This window comes from Streptomyces poonensis (assembly GCF_014650915.1).
GTDB classification, from domain to species: domain Bacteria; phylum Actinomycetota; class Actinomycetes; order Streptomycetales; family Streptomycetaceae; genus Streptomyces; species Streptomyces poonensis.
In genome coordinates this window covers 70810-84349 of record NZ_BMVW01000005.1, presented here as the reverse complement: position 1 = coordinate 84349, position 13540 = coordinate 70810, and the positions used below count along the sequence as shown (strand labels likewise).

Sequence of the window (13540 nt, the reverse complement as noted above, 5' to 3'; positions counted from 1 at the left end):
GGGACAGTCGTACGGCGGGCGGGCGCCCGGGTGGCCGAGAGGCCGCGCGGGCGCCCGTTCCGTGTCCGCTCACGCGGCCGCGTCGAGGCACTCCTCCAGCGCGGCCGGCCGGGCGTCCAGGTCCGTGAGGACGGCGTGGGCGGCCCGCCGGGCCGAGTGCAGGGCGCCCTGGACGGTGCCGGAGTCACGGTGGTCCCCGCACACGTAGAGGCCCGCCAGGATCCGTACCGGGCGGTGCGGGTCGTGCGGCGGGGGCATCGCGGGGACCGCCTCGGCGTCGTGGTGGACGGCGAGGAGCTGCCAGCGGGCCGTCGACGTGCCGTACAGCCGGGCCAGCTGGGCGCGGACCGTGGCGTCCAGATGGGCCGCGGCCGGGGGCGTGCCCAGCACGGTCGACGAGATCAGCGCCCGGCCGGCGGGGGCGCGCGAGGGATCGACCTGGCTGATGACCGCCGTGTGCGACACCGGCCCGCTGCGGTCGGCGTCCAGGACCAGCGCCGGCTCGGTGAGCGGGGGCGGGTCGTCGGTGGTGTGGTGCAGGACCGTCACCGGGTGGAAGCCGGGCACGCGCAGCCCGGGAAGGAGTCCGGCGGCGGCGCGGGCGCCGGTGGCCAGCAGCACGGCGCGGCAGGCGAGTGTGCCGTGTTCCGCGGTGGTCACCGAGGTGGTGCTGAGGGACAGGACGCGTACGCCGGTCCGCACCGTGCCCGGCGGGAGCGCGGCGGCGAGGAGGTCGGGGACGGTGTCCGCGCCGCCCTCCGGCAGACATGGACGGCCGGTCGCGAAGGCGCGCAGGGCCAGGTCGGCGCGGCGGCTGGAGGTCTGGAGCGCGGGGTCGCCGAGCAGCGCGGTGAGCAGGGGGCGCAGCAGCCCGTCGACGGAGCGCGCCGGGAAGCCGCGGGCCCCGAGGACCTGCGCGGCGGGGAGCTCCGGACGGGCGAGGAGGCGCTCGGGCGGTGCGGCGGCCAGCCGGGCCAGGGCGACGGCCAGCCGTGACTGGTCCGCGGCCGAACCGAGGGGACCGGGGCGCGGCGCACGGACGGCGCCCTGCGTACGGGGCAGCCGCGGGACGCTTGCGAGAGCGCGTACGGCGGTGAGGGCGCCCCGCGCGCTCCGGGCGTGGGCGGGGGCGGCGGGGCCGGCATGCAGCCGGCCGTCCGCGTGCAGCAGGACGGCCGGCGAGAAGGAGCGCAGGGCCAGGGGGGCCAGCGCCGGGGTGCGGCGCAGTTCCGGGTACGAGGTGAAGAGCAGCGGGGCCGTACGGTCGAGCCGGAAGCCGTCGACCTTCTCCGTGCTCATCCGGCCGCCGGTCCCTGGAGCGGCCTCCAGTACCGCGACGGCCAGCCCGGCTCTCGCCAGATGGTGGGCGGCCGCGAGGCCGGCCACTCCGGCTCCCACGACCACGACGTCTGCCTCTTCCGTCTGGTGCACCGACTCAAGCACGTGCCCCTCCCGAGGGTCGCGCGGCTGCTGGAGTGCTGGAGACGTCATGCCCCCAACAGGCGTGCGGAATACTTGAGTTCGGCTCTGGTTTGTCATATGCCAGGACCGTGAGCCGGCCGGGCCACGGGACTCAGCGCAGTGCCGCCCGGATCGCGTCCTCCACCCCCGGGAACGCGAACGTGAAGCCCGATCCGAGAAGGCTGGCCGGGACCGCGCGGGTGCTGCCCAGGACGTCGCCCGCCACCTCGCCGAGGACCAGGCGCAGGGCGGGGGACGGCACCGTGAACAGGGCCGGACGGTGCAGCACCCGGCTCATGGCCGCCGTCACCTCGCGGTTGGTCACCGGCTCCGGAGCCGTCAGGTTCACCGGCCCGGACAGTGCCGGGGTGTCGACGATGTGCCGCAGGGCCGCCACCTCGTCGTGCAGCGAGATGAAGCTCCAGTACTGGCGGCCGTTGCCCATCCGGCCGCCCAGCCCCGCCTTGAACAGCGGGAACAGCGGCCCCCACGCCCCGCCGCCCCGGGCCACCACCAGCCCCGTCCGGGCGAACGCCGTACGGATCCCGGCCTCCCGCGCCGGAGCCGTCGCCTCCTCCCACTCCACGCACACCGAGGGCAGGAAGCCCTCACCGGGCGGCGCCGACTCGTCGACCGCGCGGTCGCCCGTGTCGCCGTAGAAGCCGATGGCGCTGCCGTTCACGAACACGCGCGGCGGTGTGTCGAGCGAGGCCAGGGCCTCGGCGAGCGCGGCCGTACCCAGGACCCGGCTGCGGCGGATCGTCGCCTTGTACGCGTCCGTCCAGCGGCGTGACGCCACCCCGGCGCCGGCGAGGTTCACCACCGCCGCGCATCCGGCGAGCCCCGCGGAGTCCACGCGCCGCTCCTCCGGGTTCCAGCGGACCTCGTCCCGCGCGCGGGGGGCCCGCCGCACGAGCCGTACCACCTCGTGCCCGTCCGCCCGCAGCGAGCGGACCAGCGCCGAACCGATCAGCCCGGACGCCCCGGCGACGGCGACACGGGAACCGGGAGGGAGCTGTCCGTCGGTCCCGCCCTCAGCCTCAGCCTTCATGGACCCATCCTGCCGGGCCGGGGCGCCGGGCGCACCGGGCGGGCGGCGGTGGCGCCGGATGCTGTGCTGGTTGCCGTGCTAGGTCCGGCGTCCGGTTCTGTGTCTGGTTCTGTGCCCGGCTCCGTCATCGGTGCTGTGCCGGCGGTTCGGTCGTTCCGGCCGTCGTTCCGGCGGTCCTGCCGGTGAGGAGGTGGCGCAGACAGCGCGCCGCCACTTCGGCCGGTGAGCCCGGGCCCTCCAGCGGCGCGTCCGTCGCCGCCCAGCTCTCCAGGGCGACCCGGATCGCGTCCGTGGCGACCGCGGCGGTCAGGCGGACGTACAGAGGGTCCGCGCCGGCGCCGAGCAGCCGGGCCACCACCGGGACCAGCCGCTCCTCGGACTCCCGGTTGACGCGGTACCAGACCGCGCGCAGTGCCGGGTCGCCGGCCGCCGCCCGCAGCAGCGCGCGTGTCTGGTGGAAACCCTCACCGGTGTGGCCCTCCGGGACGGACAGTGCCTCCCGGACCGCCCGCTCCAGGGTCTCCGGCAGCGGAGCCGCGTCCGGCCGGGCCGCGGCGAGCAGGGCGCGCCAGCGGTCCCCGCCCGCCGCGAGCAGCGGGGCCACGGCGTCCTGCTTGCTGCGGAAATACCGGTAGAACGTGCGGGGCGCGACCCCGGCCCGGCGCGCGATGTCCTCCGCCGTCGTGCCGTCGGGCCCGTGCTCCCGGAACAGCGCCGCGGCCGCCCGCGCGATCTCGAGCTGTGTCGCGGCCTTGCGGCGCTCGGTCAGAGAGGGGGTGGTGCCGGTGGTGGGCGTGGTGCCGGTGGTGGGCTCGGGACCTGGCGGTACGGGAGTGGGCTGGGTGGTCACTGGAGCAGCGTACGACGGGACGGAACAACCGCTTCCGGGCCTACGACGTGATCAGCTCGCCCGTGTCCACCGGGTTCGTGGCGTTCCTCGCCCGCTGGGCCTCGGGCGCCACCTCGGCCGCCGTCAGGACGTACCCCGTGCCGCTGTCCGAGGTGGAGCGGGCGAACACCACCCCGTACACCCGGCCCTCGGTGGTGAGGAGCGGGCCGCCGGAGTTGCCGGGGCGCACGGTGGAGCGGATGGAGTAGATCTCGCGGGTGACCGTGTCCGAGGCGTAGATGTCCTGGCCGGTGGCGTTGATGCGGTTCGCGACCGTGGCCGCCTGGAGGTCGAGGCCGCCGTCCTCCGGATAGCCGGCGACCACCGCGGAGTCGCCGCGCTCGGCGGTGTCGTCGAAGCGGAGCACGGGCGCGTTCAGCGCCGGGACGTGCAGGACCGCGACGTCCTTGTCCGGGTTGAACAGCACGACCCGGGCCTCGTACGCCGGTCCCACGCCGCCGACGCGCACGGTCGGCTCGTCGATGCCCGCCACCACGTGGGCGTTCGTCATCACATGCTGGGACGCGTACACGAAGCCGCTGCCCTCGCGGCCCTGGGTGCCGGAGAAGCCCTCTATCTTGACCGTGCTGCGCTGGGCGGCCTCCGTCGCGCTCGGGGTGACGCTGTCGCCGGACGGCTCGGCGACGCCCGCCGACGGTTCGGTCTCGAACGGGTTGAACACCTGCGGGAAGCCCGCCTCCGTGAGGGCGGAGGTGGCCCGCGAGAACCAGGCGGGGGTGGTGTCCGGCATGGTGTTCTGCACGGCGCCGAGCAGTGACGAGCCGCGGATCGCCTGGGTGATCAGCGGGGACGAGGACGCGGCGAGGACGCTCGCGGCCACCCATGCGACGACCAGGACGGCGACCGTGTTGGCCGCGGCCCCGCCCACCCCGTCGGCCACCCGCAGCGGGCCGCGGTCGAGTTCCCCGCGCAGCCGCAGGCCGAGCCGCCCCGCCAGTTCGTGCGCGACCACGGCGGGGGCCAGGACCGTCAGCACGGCCGCGACCGTCGCGGCGGCTGTTCCCGGCGTCACCGCCACCAGTTCCAGGACCCAGGGCAGCATCCACACGCCGAGGGCGGCACCGCCCACGAATCCGGCCAGGGAGACGCAGCCGGCGACCAGACCGCGCCGGTAACCGGACGCCGCGTACGCCAGGATCACCAGCAACAGCAGGATGTCGAGTACGTCCACTCCGGCCGCCTTTCCTCTCGGGCCTGTCGGGTCCCCTGGTACGGGTGGGGCGGCCCGGTGATCCGGTACCCCGGCCGGAGCGTCTCAGGCGGAGGCCACCGAGACGTCGTCCGGCTCGTCCGTACGCAAGGGAGCGAACACAGGAGAAAACGTGCCGGACCCGGACGTCGGTTCCAAGGGGGAGGCACGCCACACATCGCGTGAGCGGAGGAACCGGGGCAAAGTGGTGATATGCGCGTCTTCCGGATGGCGCGCCGCGGACAGCCGCGGCGGAGGCGACGGGGGCCGGAGCGCGCATGGGCGGAACCGCCCGTCGCCGTACGCGGCGGCAGGACCGTGGACAGTGGCGGAACCGTGCGCGGCGGCAGCGCCGTACGTGGCGGCAGGGCGGGACGCCGGCCAGGCGCCGGACGGCTGTCACGTGTCCCGCGCGCCGTCCTCGTCGTGCTCGGCTGTCTGCCCGGACTGGCGGCCGTGTCCGGACTGCTGCTGTGTGCCGTCGGCGTGGACCGCGTGGTGGCCGGCTCCGCCCGCCCCGTCGCCGCCCGTCCCGCCTCCGTCCACCAGGCCGCCCGGCCGCCGGTCGTACCGAGGTCCGGCTGGCTGGGCGACGGCGCACGCCATGGCCGCCCGCCGCCCGCGCGGTACGACGACCGGGTCGTCGCCGTCTTCGTGCACCACACGGACTCCCCGAACGGATACGACTGCGCGGACGTGCCCCGCATCATCGACCACCTGTACGCGGGCCAGACCGGACCCCGGGACTGGGACGACATCGGCTACAACTTCCTCGTCGACCGCTGCGGCACGATCTACGAGGGCCGCGCCGGCGGCGTCGAACGGCCCGTCACCGGCGCCCACACCCAGGGCTTCAACCACCGCACGGCGGGCATAGCGGCCATCGGCAGCTTCACCGAGGGCGTGCCGGTGCCCCGGGAGATGACCGACGCGATCGCCGCCCTCGCCGCCTGGAAGCTCGGCCTGTCGGACATCGACCCGCGCTCCCGTGTCCGTCTCGTCTCCAGCAACGACCGCAGCCGGTACGCAGCCGGCACCGAGGCCCTGCTGCCCGCCCTCGCGGGCCACAGCGACGGCTATATGACGAGCTGCCCGGGCGCCGCCCTGGCGGCCCGCCTGCCGGAGATCAGAGAGACCGCGGCCCGGCTGCAGGGCAGGTTGTGACCGTGACAGGAAGGCCGTGGGCGCCGCACAGACTTCGTCAAGGTCCGCGCCCTGACGTCGCGGTGTCGCCGTACCGCCGTACCGGAGTCAGGACCTGAACCGCTCCCAGAGCTTGGGGTAGCGCTCCGCGAGAACGGAGTCGTCCTCGAAGTCCAGAGCCGTGCCCTGCGGTTCGGGCGGTGCGGACGGAATGCCGAGGTCCGGGGCGACGGTGCCGGTGAGCTGTTCGTATGCCTCGTCCGCCGCGTACCCCAGCTCCTCGCCGTCCCCGTCGAACTCCTCGTCGAAGTCGTCCAGGAGGTCGGCGAGGGAGTCCGGGTCGTGCACGGCGTGCTCGAAGACCTCCCGGCCCTGGCCGATCAGCCAGCACCGGAAGAAGTCGAAGGCGTCGTCGCTCGCCCCGTCGAGCAGCACGGCGGCGGCCCCCCACAGTTCCCAGGTGTACGCCCGGTTGTAGCGGGACTCGAAGTGCCGGGCGAAGTCCAGCACGGCGTCCGGGTCCAGCTGGACGAGCCGCTCGACGAGCAGGTCGGCGTGCTCTTCGGGGTCGCCCCCGGAGGCCTCCCGGGTCGAGTCCACCAGCTCCCAGAACTCCGTCTCGTCCATCACGGCTCCAGCATCGGGCCTGCAGGGGTGGGGCGCACCTGGAGTGCGGTGTTTTGTTGTGGGCGGTAGGGGCGGTACAGCTCCGCGAGGCGCGCCGCGTCCGCCGCGAACCGCTCGCGCAGAGTCCCCGGGGACAGCACCTCGACCTCCGGCCCCAGGGCCGTCAGCTGCGTGTGCGCGACATCTTCCGACTCGACGGGGAGGGTGACGGTCACCCATCCGCGTCCGTCGGCGGGGCCCGCGGCCTCCAGCGCCTCACGGGCCGACTCCGGATCGAGGGCGTACTGCAGTCTGCGTACCCCGTCCGGGGACAGCCGCGCCACGACCTCCGCGCGCAGAATGGACCGCGCGAACTGCCGGGCCCGTTCCTCCCAGAACCGCGGCAGCGCGAAATCCTCGTCACGGGTGAAGCGTTCGTCGAGGGCGGCGACCGCCGTGAACCGGTCGATGCGGTACACCCGGAAGGAGCCCTGCTCCGGCACCCGCGCGCACAGGTACCAGACGCCGGCCTTGAGGACGAGTCCGTACGGTTCGAGGGAGCGCTCGGCCTCGGCCTCGCCGCGCCGGTAGCGGGCGGTCACGACCCGGTCGTCCCACACGGCGTCCGCGACCGCGGGCAGCAGGGCGGGGGTCTCCGGCTCCCGGAACCAGCCCGGCGCGTCCAGGTGGAACCGCTGGGACGCCGTCCGGGAGGCGTCGCGCAGGGAGGGCAGGAGGGCGGCGGACACCTTGAGCCGGGCGGCGGAGGCGGCGTCCTCGAGCCCCATCTCCCGCAGTGCCCCCGGAACGCCGGACAGGAACAGTGCCTCGGCCTCGCTGCGGGCGAGGCCGGTGAGCCGGGTGCGGTAGCCGCCGATCAGCCGGTACCCGCCGGCCCGGCCCCGGTCCGCGTACACGGGCACCCCGGCCTCCGACAGCGCTTGCGCGTCCCGGGTGACCGTGCGTTCGGACACCTCCAGCTCCCGGGCCAGCTCGGCGGCGGTCATGGAGGGCCGCGACTGGAGCAGCAGCACCATCTTGATGAGGCGGGCAGCACGCATGGGGTCATGATGCCGGGTGTGCGCACGGGGAGGGGAGTTCGCCCCCGCCGCCCCTACCCGTCCCATCACCAGGGGCTGCGCCCCTTCGACCCGGCTATGGGGCTGCGCCCCAGACCCCCATCGGCGCTCCGTGCCCCGCCTCCGCTGCTCGAACGCCGGAGGAATGACTGATTCCAGCCCGTCCGGCGTTCGAGGACGAGGCCGTTCAGGCCGACAGCGGGGTCTGGGGGCGCAGCTCCCAGGGGTGGGACGGGAAGGGGCGGCGGGGGCGAGGAAACCCCGCCGCCCCGCCGCCCCGACGACCGTCACACAGCCACAGCCACAGCCACAGTCACAGTCACAGCCCGTACCGCTCCCGCGCCTCCTTCACCGCCGTCGCCTTGGCCTCGCCACGCCGGGCCAGCTGGGCCAGCGCCGCGACGACGATCGACTCGGCGTCGACGCCGAAGTGGCGGCGGGCCGCGTCGCGGGTGTCGGAGAGGCCGAAGCCGTCCGTGCCGAGCGAGGCCCAGTCCTGCTCGACCCACTGGGCGATCTGGTCCGGGACCTGGCGCATGTAGTCGGAGACAGCGAGGACCGGGCCCTCGGCGCCCTGGAGCGCCTGCCGCACGTACGGCACCCGCTCCTCGCCCCGCAGCAGCGCCGCGTCCGCCTCCATGGCGTCCCGGCGCAGCTCGGTCCAGGACGTCGCCGACCAGACGTCGGCCGCCACGCCCCACTCCTCGGCGAGCAGCTTCTGCGCCTTCAGGGCCCAGTGGATCGCCGTGCCCGAGCCGAGCAGCTGGATGCGCGGGGCGTTCGCCGGTACGGCCACGCCCGCCGACTCCGCCGTGTTGAAGCGGTACAGGCCCTTGACGATGCCCTCGTCGATGCCCAGGCCCTGCGGCTTCGCGGGCTGCGGCAGCGGCTCGTTGTAGACGGTCAGGTAGTAGAAGACGTCCTGGTCCTCGCCCGGTGCCGCCTCGCCGTACATCCGGCGCAGACCGTCCTTGACGATCGCCGCGACCTCGTACGCGAACGCCGGGTCGTACGTCAGAGCGGCCGGGTTCGTCGCCGCGATGACGGGCGTGTGGCCGTCCGCGTGCTGCAGGCCCTCACCGGTCAGCGTCGTACGGCCGGCCGTGGCGCCGACCAGGAAGCCGCGGCCGAGCTGGTCGCCGAGCTGCCACATCTGGTCGGCCGTGCGCTGCCAGCCGAACATCGAGTAGAAGATGTAGAACGGGATCATCGTCTCGCCGTGCGTCGCGTACGACGTGGACGCGGCGATGAAGTCGGCCATCGAACCGGCCTCGGTGATCCCCTCGTTGAGGATCTGGCCGTTCTTGGCCTCCTTGTAGTACATCAGCTGGTCGCGGTCGACCGGCTCGTACGTCTGGCCCTTGGGCGAGTAGATGCCGAGGGACGGGAAGAGCGACTCCATGCCGAAGGTGCGCGCCTCGTCGGGGACGATCGGCACCCAGCGCTTGCCGGTCTCCTTGTCGCGTACCAGGTCCTTGACCAGGCGTACGAAGGCCATGGTCGTCGCGATGCTCTGCGAGCCGGAGCCCTTGTCGAAGGCGGCGAAGGCCTTGTCGGCGGGGGCGGGGAGGGGTGCCACCGCGTGCGTGCGGCGGGCCGGGGCCGGGCCGCCGAGGGCCGCGCGGCGCTCCTGGAGGTAGCGGACCTCGGGGGAGTTCGCGCCCGGGTGGCCGTAGGGGACCTGGCCGTCGACGAAGGCGCTGTCCGGGATGGGCAGCTCGAGCAGGTCGCGCATCGCCTTGAACTCGTCCACCGACAGCTTCTTCATCTGGTGGTTGGCGTTCTTCGACGCGAAGCCGGTGCCGAGGGTGTGGCCCTTGACCGTCTGGGCCAGGATCACGGTCGGCGCGCCCTTGTGCTCCACGGCCGCCTTGTAGGCCGCGTACACCTTGCGGGCCTCGTGACCACCGCGCGAGAAGTGGAAACACTCGAGGATCTTGTCGTCGCTCAGCAGCTTCGCCATCTCGGCGAGCGCCGGGTCCTTGCCGAAGAAGTCCTCGCGGATGTAGGCGGCGTCGCGGGTCTGGTACGTCTGCACCTGCGCGTCCGGGACCTCGCGGAGGCGCCGGACCAGGGCGCCCGTGGTGTCGAGCTGGAGCAGCTCGTCCCAGGCCGTGCCCCACAGCGTCTTGATCACGTTCCAGCCGGCGCCGCGGAACTGGGCCTCCAGCTCCTGCACGATCTTGAAGTTGGCGCGGACCGGGCCGTCGAGGCGCTGCAGGTTGCAGTTGATGACGAAGGTGAGGTTGTCCAGGCCTTCGCGGGAGGCGAGGGCGAGTGCCGCCGTCGACTCCGGCTCGTCCATCTCGCCGTCGCCGAGGAACGCCCACACGTGGGAGGACGAGACGTCCTTGATGCCGCGGGCGGTCAGGTAGCGGTTGAAGCGCGCCTGGTAGATGGCGGAGAGGGGGCCGAGGCCCATCGACACCGTCGGGAACTCCCACAGCCAGGGGAGGCGGCGCGGGTGCGGGTAGGAGGGCAGGCCGTTGCCGCCGGCCTCCTGCCGGAAGTTGTCGAGGTGCTGCTCGGTCAGCCGGCCGTCGAGGAAGGCGCGGGCGTAGATGCCGGGGGAGGCGTGGCCCTGGATGTACAGCTGGTCGCCGGAGCCGTCGCCCTCCTTGCCCTTGAAGAAGTGGTTGAAGCCCGTCTCGTACAGCCACGCGGCGGAGGCGAAGGTGGCGATGTGGCCGCCGACGCCGTATTTGCTGCCGCGGGTCACCATCGCGGCCGCGTTCCAGCGGTTCCACGCGGTGATCCGCTGCTCCATCGCCTCGTCACCGGGCACGGCCGGCTCGGCGGCGGTGGGGATGGTGTTGAGGTAGTCCGTCTCCAGCAGCTTCGGCAGCGCCAGGCCGCCCCGCTCGGCGCGCTCCAGCGTGCGGCGCATCAGGTACGCGGCACGGTGCGGGCCGGCCGCCTTGGTGACGGCGTCCAGGGAGGCCTGCCACTCGGCGGTCTCCTCGGGATCGCGGTCAGGGAGCTGGTCGAGCTCGCTCGGCTGGATGGCGTTGGGGTCGGTCATTGCGCCGCCTTCCGGTGCGGAGGGGGGTTCCCTCATCGGTAAGGGGTGGGGGTGCCCTTGGTCTTTGGCAGGACAGGGCGAGGGCTCTGGTCGGAGCCCGTCGAGGACTGTAACTCCCTGATCGATGATCGATCAAAGGGTTGACGGTGAAAACTTCTTGATCACGAGAAAGTCGGCACGCGGTGCCTTTGAAAAGGGCACCCCGTGCCGCAATTTCCCTTGGTTTTCGCAGGTGAGAGGCCCGTTTGAGCGGGGAAGCGCTCTTGCGCACCCTTGCGGGTTACGACGACGGCTCGCTGCCCGTACGGGGCGCGCATCCCAGCACGTGCGCCTTCACCAGCTCCGCGATCCGCGGGTCCCGGCGGCGGAACGCGGCCACCAGCTCCTCGTGCTCCTCGGCGTACGACTGCTGGACCGTGCCCAGCCAGCGGATGGACAGGGCCGTGAACACCTCGATGCCGAGGCCCTCCCAGGTGTGCAGCAGCACCGAGTTCCCGGCGGCCCGCACCAGTTCCCGGTGGAACGCCACCGTGTGCCGGACCTGGCCCGTGCCGTCCGCCCTGCGGTCCGCCTCGTACAGCGCGGCGACGTGCGGCTCCAGTGCCGAGCAGTCCTCGGCCAGCCGCTCCGCCGCGAGTTCCGCCGCGATGGCCTCCAGGCCGGCCCGCACCGGGTACGACTCCTCCAGGTCGGCCGCCGTCAGATTCCGCACCCGGACGCCCTTGTTGGGCGCCGACTCGATCAGCCGCAGGGACTCCAGCTCCCTGAGCGCCTCCCGTACGGGGGTCTGGCTGACCTCCAGCTCGGTCGCGATCCGTCGCTCGACGATCCGCTCGCCCGGCTTCCAGCGCCCGCTGACGATCCCCTCCACGATGTGCTCGCGGATCTGTTCGCGCAGCGAGTGGACGACGGGCGCGGTCATGAGGGCTCCTTAGCCGGAAGAGCCGGAAGGGGCTTACCGCCCCCGGGGCGTTGACCTTTAGACAATAAGGCCGTACGGCCGTCGCGGAGGGGCGCACGGAGGCGCCCCGGCGCAGGTGAGACGAGGCTTACACGCCCCCGACACAGTCCCAATACGGTGCTTTTCGCCAAGACCTCGCCAACACCGACATGGCCGTGACGTGGCCGTACGACGGTGCCCCGCCCGGAGAGTTCCGGACGGGGCACCGTACGAAGAGACGAACCCAGGGACGAACCCTGCGCGCCTGTTACAGGCCGAGCTCGACCTCGAACTCGCCCGCCTCCAGGATCGCCTTGACGGCCGTCAGGTAGCGGGCCGCGTCGGCGCCGTCCACCAGGCGGTGGTCGTAGGAGAGCGTCAGGTAGGTCATGTCGCGGATGCCGATGACCGTGCCCTCCTCCGTCTCGATGACGGCCGGGCGCTTCACCGTGGCGCCGAGGCCGAGGATCGCGACCTGGTTCGGCGGCACGATGATCGTGTCGAACAGCGCGCCGCGCGAGCCGGTGTTGCTGATGGTGAAGGTCGCGCCGGCCAGCTCGTCCGGGGAGATCTTGCTGGCGCGGACCTTGCCCGCCAGCTCCGCCGTGGCCTTGGCGATACCGGCGAGGTTGAGGTCGCCGGCGTTCTTGATGACCGGGGTCATCAGGCCCTTCTCGGAGTCCACCGCGATACCGATGTTCTCGGTGTCGAAGTAGGTGATCGTGCCCTCGGCCTCGTTGATCCGGGCGTTGATGGCCGGGTGGGCCTTCAGCGCCTGGGCCGCCGCCTTCACGAAGAACGGCATCGGGGAGAGCTTGACGCCCTCACGGGCCGCGAAGGAGTCCTTCGCCTGGGCGCGCAGCTTCATCAGCCGCGTGACGTCGACCTCGACGACGGAGGACAGCTGGGCCTGCTCGTGCAGCGCCTTGACCATGTTGTCGCCGATGACCTTGCGGATGCGCGGCATCTTGACGGTCTGGCCGCGCAGCGGGGAGGCCTCCAGGACGGGGGCCTTCTTCGCGGCGGCGGGAGCGGCGGGAGCGGCGGCAGCCGGGGCGGCGGCCGGAGCCGGGGCGGCCTTCGCGGCCTCGGCGGCGGCGAGCACGTCCTGCTTGCGGATGCGGCCGCCGACGCCCGTGCCCTTGACGGCGCCCAGGTCGACGCCGTTCTCGGCGGCGAGCTTGCGCACCAGCGGGGTCACGTACGCGCCGTCGTCCACCGGCTGGGCGGCGGCCGGAGCGGCCGGGGCCTGGGCCGGGGCGGCGGGCTGCGCCGGAGCCGGGGCGGCGGCGGCCGGGGCGGCCTGCTGCGGGGCCGGAGCCGCCGGGGCGGCCGGAGCCGGGGCGGCCGGAGCCGGAGCGGCGGGGGCGGCCGGGGCGGCGGGCTGAGCCGGGGCCGGGGCGGGCTGCGCCGGAGCCTCGGGCGCGGCCGGAGCGGCAGCCGGGGCGGCCGGAGCGGCGGCGGGCGCGGCACCCGGCTGGCCGATGACGGCGAGCTTGGCGCCGACCTCGGCGGTCTCGTCCTCGCCGACGACGATCTCGAGCAGCACGCCGGAGGCGGGCGCCGGGATCTCGGTGTCGACCTTGTCCGTGGAGACCTCGAGCAGCGGCTCGTCGGCCTCGACGGACTCGCCGACCTCCTTGAGCCAGCGGGTGACGGTGCCCTCGGTGACGGACTCGCCGAGCGCGGGCAGGACGACGTCCGTGCCCTCGGCGGAACCACCGCCGGAGGCGGCCTCGGCGGTCGGGGCCGGCGCCGGGGCGGCCTGCTCGGTGGAGGGGGCGGCCGGGGTCTGGGCGGCCGGGGCGGCCGTCTCGGTCGGGGCCGGGGCGGCCGGAGCGGCCTGGGCGGCGGGGGCCTCGGCCGGGGCCGGGGCGCCGGTGCCGTCGTCGATGACGGCGAGCTCGGCGCCGACCTCGACGGTCTCGTCCTCGGCGACCTTGATGGAGGCGAGGACACCGGAGGCGGGCGAGGGGATCTCGGTGTCGACCTTGTCGGTCGACACCTCGAGCAGCGGCTCGTCGGCCTCGACGCGCTCACCCTCGGCCTTCAGCCAGCGGGTGACAGTGCCCTCGGTGACGCTCTCGCCGAGCGCCGGAAGGGTTACGGAAACCGCCATGGTTTCTGTTGCTCCTAACG

General features: G+C 73.8%; 10 protein-coding genes. 1 reads left to right on the top strand and 9 read right to left on the bottom strand.

Annotation, left to right across the window (positions count from 1 at the left end):
- Positions 1-69: 69 nt before the first annotated feature.
- The 4 genes from IE242_RS15295 to IE242_RS15280 all read right to left on the bottom strand — a co-directional run bounded on the left by IE242_RS15295 (position 70) and on the right by IE242_RS15280 (position 4593).
- Positions 70-1443: an NAD(P)/FAD-dependent oxidoreductase gene (locus IE242_RS15295; RefSeq protein ID WP_229858954.1), complete on the bottom strand. Its 1374-nt coding sequence runs from the start codon at positions 1441-1443 to the stop codon at positions 70-72.
- A 130-nt stretch (positions 1444-1573) separates the two neighbouring features.
- Positions 1574-2512, bottom strand: coding sequence for a TIGR01777 family oxidoreductase (locus tag IE242_RS15290; RefSeq protein WP_189859417.1), 939 nt, complete (start codon positions 2510-2512; stop codon positions 1574-1576).
- A gap of 124 nt (positions 2513-2636) precedes the next feature.
- Positions 2637-3362, bottom strand: coding sequence for a TetR family transcriptional regulator (locus IE242_RS15285; RefSeq protein ID WP_189859415.1), 726 nt, complete (start codon positions 3360-3362; stop codon positions 2637-2639).
- Between the two features lie 40 nt (positions 3363-3402).
- Positions 3403-4593 (bottom strand): MarP family serine protease, encoded by a 1191-nt coding sequence (locus IE242_RS15280; RefSeq protein ID WP_189859413.1) that lies wholly within the window; start codon positions 4591-4593, stop codon positions 3403-3405.
- A gap of 246 nt (positions 4594-4839) precedes the next feature.
- Between IE242_RS15280 and IE242_RS15275 the strand changes: the two genes are divergently transcribed.
- Positions 4840-5775, top strand: a complete 936-nt coding sequence (locus IE242_RS15275; protein WP_189859947.1) for a peptidoglycan recognition protein family protein — start codon at positions 4840-4842, stop codon at positions 5773-5775.
- A gap of 87 nt (positions 5776-5862) precedes the next feature.
- Here IE242_RS15275 and IE242_RS15270 read toward each other — a convergent pair whose 3' ends face one another.
- The 5 genes from IE242_RS15270 to sucB form a co-directional block, all read right to left on the bottom strand.
- Positions 5863-6381, bottom strand: a complete 519-nt coding sequence (locus tag IE242_RS15270; protein WP_189859945.1) for a DUF4240 domain-containing protein — start codon at positions 6379-6381, stop codon at positions 5863-5865.
- The gene (locus IE242_RS15265) at positions 6381-7421 is read right to left on the bottom strand and encodes a helix-turn-helix transcriptional regulator (protein ID WP_189859411.1); all 1041 of its coding nucleotides are present in this window, start codon (positions 7419-7421) and stop codon (positions 6381-6383) included. The genes IE242_RS15270 and IE242_RS15265 overlap by 1 nt, the downstream gene beginning before the upstream one ends.
- A 337-nt stretch (positions 7422-7758) precedes the next feature.
- Positions 7759-10461, bottom strand: a complete 2703-nt coding sequence (aceE, locus tag IE242_RS15260; protein WP_189859409.1) for a pyruvate dehydrogenase (acetyl-transferring), homodimeric type — start codon at positions 10459-10461, stop codon at positions 7759-7761.
- A gap of 280 nt (positions 10462-10741) precedes the next feature.
- Positions 10742-11383, bottom strand: a complete 642-nt coding sequence (locus IE242_RS15255) for a GntR family transcriptional regulator (protein WP_189859407.1) — start codon at positions 11381-11383, stop codon at positions 10742-10744.
- Positions 11384-11669: 286 nt separating this feature from the next.
- A complete protein-coding gene (sucB, locus tag IE242_RS15250) occupies positions 11670-13520 on the bottom strand; it encodes a 2-oxoglutarate dehydrogenase, E2 component, dihydrolipoamide succinyltransferase (RefSeq protein ID WP_189859405.1) in 1851 nt (616 codons plus the stop codon).
- Positions 13521-13540 lie beyond the last annotated feature (20 nt).

Bases quoted from the DNA above. Each gene is read 5' to 3' on its own strand.
- aceE (WP_189859409.1), bottom strand. From the start codon at position 10,461: ATGACCGACCCCAACGCCATCCAGCCGAGCGAGCTCGACCAGCTCCCT.
- sucB (WP_189859405.1), bottom strand. From the start codon at position 13,520: ATGGCGGTTTCCGTAACCCTTCCGGCGCTCGGCGAGAGCGTCACCGAG.
- IE242_RS15275 (WP_189859947.1), top strand. From the start codon at position 4,840: ATGGCGCGCCGCGGACAGCCGCGGCGGAGGCGACGGGGGCCGGAGCGC.
- IE242_RS15265 (WP_189859411.1), bottom strand. From the start codon at position 7,421: ATGCGTGCTGCCCGCCTCATCAAGATGGTGCTGCTGCTCCAGTCGCGG.
- IE242_RS15290 (WP_189859417.1), bottom strand. From the start codon at position 2,512: ATGAAGGCTGAGGCTGAGGGCGGGACCGACGGACAGCTCCCTCCCGGT.
- IE242_RS15270 (WP_189859945.1), bottom strand. From the start codon at position 6,381: ATGGACGAGACGGAGTTCTGGGAGCTGGTGGACTCGACCCGGGAGGCC.
- IE242_RS15255 (WP_189859407.1), bottom strand. From the start codon at position 11,383: ATGACCGCGCCCGTCGTCCACTCGCTGCGCGAACAGATCCGCGAGCAC.